Below are 6,941 nucleotides of genomic sequence, written 5' to 3' on the forward strand. Positions count from 1 at the left end.
ATGCAGGCACGGGGGGTAAAATACAGAAAGGTAATGAAGTTGCGGCCTCAGTAATGCGCAAATCAAACAGCCTGATTAATTAGAAAACCCCGGAAGGAAAAAAGCATATTAGTCATATGATAAGCCGCCGTTAATAAACGTCAGGCGGCATGGTTTCTTGACAGAATTTGATTTTAGTCGCTACCCTACTCTCTGACGGCCTGGCAAAAGATTACTGTAGATGACGCGTAGCAAAACGCGGGGTGGATGACTTTATGTTGTTACTCGCGATATTTTTCTTTTTTACAGAAATGCGATAAGGCTCGTAAAATAAAACGAAATCTATCCAGCATTTCGCTACAACCTGCTGAAAAGTAAAATATTTATTTGTTAACCCCTGTCAGACGCAGTACGAATTATTACGCCCGCCGCTCTCCTTTCCTAAGGCAAATAAAAAGGATATTATTCAGAAAACCCTTCAATTATTTATGCCCAAACCTGACGGTAATTATTTCCTCGCAGCAAAAAACAAACTGCCAGCATTAAATGCTGCTTCTGTTTGGCGGGTTATAGCTAATAAAATATCAGCTAAACTTCCTGGATAAATTCTGAAAGCGCTGAAATCAAGCGCTGAATAGTGGACGACTTAACCCGAAATCGGTGATGCTGCATTTATTACCACGTGGTATTTAAATTTTAGCTTCGCCCTTCAGATAAGGCGAAGCGGGAGCATTTATGAAAACCGAAATAATCAACATCTGGCCTCACGGCGATGCGCCAGGTGCCAGCGATTCCCGTGTCAGCCCACAGATCGTTGATTTGGCCAAAGAGTATGAGCCTTTCGACCGCGCCGCCTCAGGCGTACGCTGCCCGGAACTGGCGTTCTGGTACCCGGAAACCTCCAACGGCGTGACGCTGCTGGTGGCGCCGGGCGGCGGTTTCGAGCGCATTATGATCGATAAAGAGGGCAGCGCGCTGGCGATGTTCTTTACCGCAATGGGCTATACGCTGGCGGTAATGACCTACCGTTTTCCACAGGACGGCCACCACGAAGCGGCTGAAGCGCCGTTAGCGGATGCCCAGCGCGCCGTGCGCGTTCTACGCCATCGCGCAGCACGCGGTCTGAACGGCAAACGTATTGTTATGATGGGATTTTCAGCCGGCGGCTATGTTGCGGCCAGCCTCGGCACACGCTTTGACGAAAAGCTCTATCCGGTCCAGGATATCGCCGAATCTCTGGCTGCCAGACCCGATGCGCTGGTGCTGCTTTATCCGGTCATCAGCATGCGGGAAGGGCTGGCACACGCCGGTTCGCGGCTGCGCCTGCTGGGCGAATGCCCGACCCAGCGCGAAATCGACGCCTATTCTCTTGAAACCCGCGTAACGGCGCAGACCCCGCAAACGCTGCTGATCCACGCCGTTAACGACGACGCCGTGCCGATCAATAACAGTATGGTGATGTTCAGCGCACTGCGTGAACACGGTGTGCCCAGCGAACTGCACTTTTACGAAAAAGGCGGCCACGGCTTCGGTATCCGCAACGTGGCGGATCTGCCGCTGGCCAGCTGGCCAATGCTGGTGAATGAATGGTTACGCGCGCGCAAATGGTAGCGCGCGCCTGAGGACAGGTTAATTCTGAGTAGCGGGAATATCCGACACTTCAGGTTTAGTCTCGTCCACGCTTGCTGCCGGAGCTTCGGCAGCAGGCTGCATAATTTTTTGCCAGCTGCCGTAGAGCGCCTGCACGTTGGTTTCCGCCTCGCCCTGCGGCTGCATCAGCAGCATCGTTAACGGCTGTGACAGCTGCTGGCGCAACTCCTGATTCATCATTTGCAGCGTCAGCTCTGACAAAAACTTCTGCCGCAGCTTCTGATACTGTTCAGGCGCGATATCCACTACCGCGTTTTGCTGCGAACGCAGGCGTTGGTTCATCAGCACATCCGTATTGGTGCGGGCATAGGTAGCAAACAGCTTGTTCAGCTCAACGGTTTTCTGCGCCATCAGCGCGTCGAACTCTTCCTGCGGCAGACCGTTGTCACGAATATTCGCCATCTCATGCGCCACCAGGCTCAGATTAGCGGCCAGCGTATTATTGTCTGCATCCAGATTAATACCGCACTGGGCACGCTGGTAAAGCACGCGGCAGTCAAAACCTACCTGCACTTTTTGCGCTTTATTATCGCTTAGTACGCGCTGTACGTGCCAGAACAGCGCTTCTCGCGCCAGGTCACTTTGCCAGTAGCGCTGTAGATTTTGCGAGTCACGGATAGGCTGCCATGACGAATCCCAGACTAGCGACAGGCGGTCCTGATTCAGGTTAGGGTTAACCAGATTGACCGGCTGCTGCGGTAAGGAAGAGAGCGTCGGCACCGGCGCGGGCGTGTCGCGTTTGCCCTCCAGCGGCGAGAAAGTGCGGTTAATCTGCTCTACCAGGCCACGGCTATCAACATTACCGACCACGAACAGCGTCATGGCGTCCGGTGTATACCACTGCTTATAGAAAGCATTCAGCTTTGCCATATCAACCGGCGTCGTTACCGGTGAAGCAGGATCGTGACCCAGCAGCGCAGAGCCTTTCAGGCGGTAGCGCCACCAGGGATCCTGCGGGTCAGCAGGCCAGGTAGCGATAGGATCGTCAGCGTTAAGCGCGGTATTAACGGTCTGTTCGTTGACCGTCATATCGCTGACCGTGGCCGCCAGCCAGTTAATCGCCTCTTTCAGCACTTCCGGGCGATTATTAGGCAGGCTAAGCGAATAAAGCGTGAAATCGTATGAGGTCACTGCGGGCGGCTGAGGGCGATCCGGGTTCATGCTTTGCTGCCACAGCGAGCGCTGCTGAGCCGTATCCAGCCGGGCATTGTGCACCAGCGCCAGGCGCGGCAGAAGATGGCTGTAGCCGGCCTGCTGGGTGCTTTCCACCAGCGAGCCAGCATCAACCAGCAGGCGAACTTCCACGCGGTCGCTGGGACGCTGCGGCGTGGTCAACACCTGCCAATGAAAACCGTTATCCAGCTTTCCCTGTTGCCAGGCGGGATCGGGTTGAAGAGTTTCAGCCTGCACCGAACTACTGGCAAAGGCCAGCGCTATCCCACCCACTAAAAGACGAATTGTGGTGCCCTGCATGTGAACCCCTACTCAATCACAAACCAATAAAATCGCTGGTGGCCTACGGCTATCGGTGGAAAGGATAACTCAGGGAAGCCGACGAATAGCTTCTTAGACCACGCAACGGCGGGGATGTCCCGCCGCAAAGTGAAAAATAGTCAAACAACAGGGGTTATTATGCAAATGCCCGACGTGAGGGCAAGTCACGTCGGGCATTTCGGCAGGATATTTACGTCATTGTTGGGTCAGAGGCGCGTTTCCGAGAGTTTTTTCGCCTTTTTCGGTGCATTAAGCGTCGCTTTCAGCTGTTTTTGATCCAGTTGATCGACCCACTTCGCGACGAACACGGTCGCCACGCCGTTACCTATCAGATTCGTCAGCGCACGCGCCTCTGACATGAAACGGTCAATACCTAAAATCAGCGCCAGGCCCGCTACCGGCAGATGGCCGACGGCGGAAAGCGTGGCGGCCAGCACGATAAAGCCGCTGCCGGTCACGCCAGCTGCGCCTTTTGAAGAGAGTAACAGCACCACCAGCAGCGTGATTTGGTGAACAATATCCATATGTGCATTAGTCGCCTGGGCAATAAACACGGCGGCCATCGTCAGATAAATTGAGGTGCCGTCCAGGTTAAAGGAGTAGCCGGTTGGGATAACCAGGCCTACCACCGATTTTTTGCAGCCCAGCTTCTCCATCTTATCCAGCATACGCGGCAGCGCGGATTCCGAAGAAGAGGTGCCCAGCACGATTAACAGCTCTTCTTTGATATAGGCGATAAACTTAAAGATATTGAAACCGGTTACCCGAGCGATCAGGCCCAGCACAATAACGACAAACAGCACGCAGGTAATATAAAAACAGATGATCAGCTGGCCAAGCTGCACCAGTGAACCCACCCCATATTTACCGATAGTAAAGGCCATTGCACCAAAGGCACCGATTGGCGCAAGGCGCATAATCATATTGATGATGCCGAAAATGACCTTAGAGAAGCTGTCGATAAAGTTGAAGACCAGCGTGCCTTTATCGCCCATGCGGTGCAGGGCAAAGCCAAACAGAATAGCGAACAACAATACCTGCAAGATGTTGCCGCTGGCGAAAGCACCAATCACGCTGCCAGGAATAATATCCAGCAAAAAGGCGACGATACCCTGCTGCTCTGCCTGCTGCGCATAGACGGCGACGGCTTTGGCATCCAGCGTAGCGGGATCGACGTTCATGCCCGCGCCCGGCTGCAGCACGTTGACCACAATCAGACCGATAATCAGCGCAATGGTACTGACCACTTCAAAATAGAGCAGCGCAACCGCGCCCGTGCGGCCAACGGCTTTCATGCTTTCCATGCCGGCGATCCCTGTCACTACTGTACAGAAAATGACCGGCGCGATAATCATCTTGATCAGTTTAACGAAGGCGTCGCCCAGCGGCTTCATTTGAGCGCCCAGCTCCGGATAAAAATGCCCCAGCAGTACGCCGAGAGCGATGGCGGTTAGTACCTGAAAATAAAGGCTTTTAAACAGGGAAGTTTTCATAAAATATCCGTTAACGGCAGGGATGGCGGGTGACGTTACTGTCGTTATTTTGACAACAGGCCAAAAATAACACCACGTTAACTGGATTGATATATTCTGATAAACATTGCACGAACGGGCGCGTAAATTTAAGAGCTGAATCACTTCAGCAGCGGCAAGGACGGGGCTTTGCTGAACGCAGAACCGCAAAGCGCATAACAATTTTATTGAAATTCAGGCCGCTGTTGCTGTCAACGTCGACAGCAGTAGCCCCCAGGCAGGCCTGGGGCGATCCGTAATCTGCACCGGCCTGTCGACACGCCCCGATACCTGTCCCGACTAAAAGCAGCCCTATTGCCTTCTGCTGGCGCGCTGTACAGGTAAGTAGTGCCGTTTTGCCGGCTTTAGTCAGGCTGGGATCGGAAGCTGTTTTCAGCTGGTTTTAAAATAAAGGTGCTCGAACTCTGCGACCGGCAGCGCGCCTGCGTAAAGATAGCCCTGTCCGATGGGGATACCGCGCGCCAGTAACCAGTCGCGCTGCTCCACGGTTTCTACCCCTTCGGCAATCACTTCCAGCTGCATAATTTCCGCAATAGCCACCACAATACGTACCATGGCGTTATCTTCCGGCAACGGGCTGACGAAGCTGCGATCCATCTTCAGCTTGCTGACAGGCAGCGATTTAAACTGGCTCAGCCAGTTCAGATTGGCATAGCCCGTGCCAAAATCATCCAGAGCAACGGCTACGCCCGCCTGCTGCAGATCGCTCAACAACCGCAGAGCCAGCTCCGGTTCACCGACCTGTGCCGTTTCGGTCAGCTCCAGCATCAGGCTGCCTGGCGCGATCTGATACTGTTTAATTAGCGCTTCCAGATGCGCCACCCTGTCCGGTTCGCGCAGCTGCACGGCGGAAATATTCACGCTCAACGGCAGCGTAATGCCGCGTTTTTGCCAGTCCGCCAGCAAGCGGCACGCTTCTTCAAATACCCAGCGCCCCAGCGCGTGGATTACGCCGGACTCCTCCGCACTGACGATCAGGTCTTCCGGCAGGTTCCAGCTGCCGTCCGGCTGACGCATCCGCAGCAGCGCCTCTGCGCCAATTGGTCGGCCGCTGCGCATATCAATTTGTGGCTGCAGGAACAGCGCGAATTGCCCTTCGCTCAGGCCCTGCAAAATATCGTGCTCCTGCGTCAGCCGCTTTTGCGCCCGCTCAGTCATGGTCGGATCGAAAAAGAGAATCTGATTTTTGCCCTCAAGGCGTGCCGACATCATGGCCGATGCCGCCCGGCTCAACAGCTCTGCCGCAGTCAGATCCGTCTCTTCCCGCGCCACCATGCCGATGCTGATGCTGGGCCGTATCTGCATCTCGTGCAGCGTAACCGGCTGGGTCAGACGCAGCAGCAGCAGCCGAGCCATGCGCATGGCGCGGACGGGCGTAGCACGTTTCATCAGCAACACGAAGTCGCTGTCAGACAGCTGGCCCATCAGGGTCTGCCCGTCGATGCAGTTGCGGATTTTATCCAGCAGCGTCAGCGTCAGCACATCCCGCTGCTCGTCCGTTACCACGCCGTTTGCTTCCTGCAGCGTCTCGATACGCAACACCATCAGCGTGAAGCCGTCTTTAGCCGCGATGGCATTAATATGCTGCTCAAGCAGCGCCAGAAACAGCGTCTGGTTGGGCAAATTGGTCAGCGCGACGTAGGTGGTCAGGCGGCGCATTTCATCCTGCACCGTTTCAATAAGCTGTTGATTGTGGTTATAGCTCCGGATCAGGATGCCCAGTTCGTCGTCGCGGTGCCGGGCAGGCAGGGTCAGCTGATGACCGAGCGCTTCCTGCGGCGGCAAATTGTGCAGTTCAGCGGCGATCCTGCGTAGTGGCCTGACGATCAGCCTGTTGATGCACCAGCTGATAACAACCGAGAGGATCAGCGCCAACAGCAGGTAAGTGGTCACCATGGTAGACAGCGCGCTGAGGATAAACTGATAAACGCGCCAGGAGTCCGCCTGCAACACCAGCAGCGCCAGCGGCTTGGGATTGGAAGGCTCCACCGAGTAGAGCGGTACCGTGATTTGTACCGGTAGTTCAAAAATCGTGGCGATAAGCTTCGGCACCGGCTTCGCGGGTGCAAAATCGGTGTGCAGCGTCTGGAGCCCATTGGGCAACACGACTTCTGCGCGCGCCAGAATACCAGCTGGCTTGAGTGAGTTAAGAATATGTTCAGCCTGGGCGATGTCCGCTTTCAGGACCGACTGCGACAGAGGCTGACGCACGGTATGCGCAATGTTTTCCATCTGTTGGGCGTAGTCAATCCTGCGCTGCTGCACAAAATGGAAGAGCTGAATGAG

4 protein-coding genes are annotated in these 6,941 nt (G+C 54.9%); 1 reads left to right on the forward strand and 3 read right to left on the reverse strand.

The genetic code is table 11. From position 1 onward, the window contains the following. Window positions 1–714 precede the first annotated feature (714 nt). A complete protein-coding gene (locus RTK32_RS01885) occupies window positions 715–1,590 on the forward strand; it encodes an alpha/beta hydrolase (protein ID WP_312041838.1) in 876 nt (291 codons plus the stop codon). Between the two features lie 18 nt (window positions 1,591–1,608). On the opposite strand, the gene RTK32_RS01890 is transcribed toward RTK32_RS01885, so the two are convergent. From RTK32_RS01890 to hmsP, 3 genes are all read right to left on the reverse strand, one after another. Next, on the reverse strand, window positions 1,609–3,102 hold the full coding sequence (locus RTK32_RS01890; RefSeq protein ID WP_312041839.1) for a pitrilysin family protein: 1,494 nt from the start codon (window positions 3,100–3,102) through the stop codon (window positions 1,609–1,611). Between the two features lie 227 nt (window positions 3,103–3,329). Next, a complete protein-coding gene (locus RTK32_RS01895) occupies window positions 3,330–4,616 on the reverse strand; it encodes a dicarboxylate/amino acid:cation symporter (RefSeq protein WP_312041840.1) in 1,287 nt (428 codons plus the stop codon). 411 nt (window positions 4,617–5,027) lie between these two features. Beyond that, on the reverse strand, window positions 5,028–6,941 hold a 1,914-nt coding region (hmsP, locus tag RTK32_RS01900; RefSeq protein ID WP_312041841.1), incomplete at its 5' end, for a biofilm formation regulator HmsP.

The sequence above is a fragment of the Erwinia sp. genome, from assembly GCF_031978025.1.
Lineage (GTDB): Bacteria > Pseudomonadota > Gammaproteobacteria > Enterobacterales > Enterobacteriaceae > Erwinia.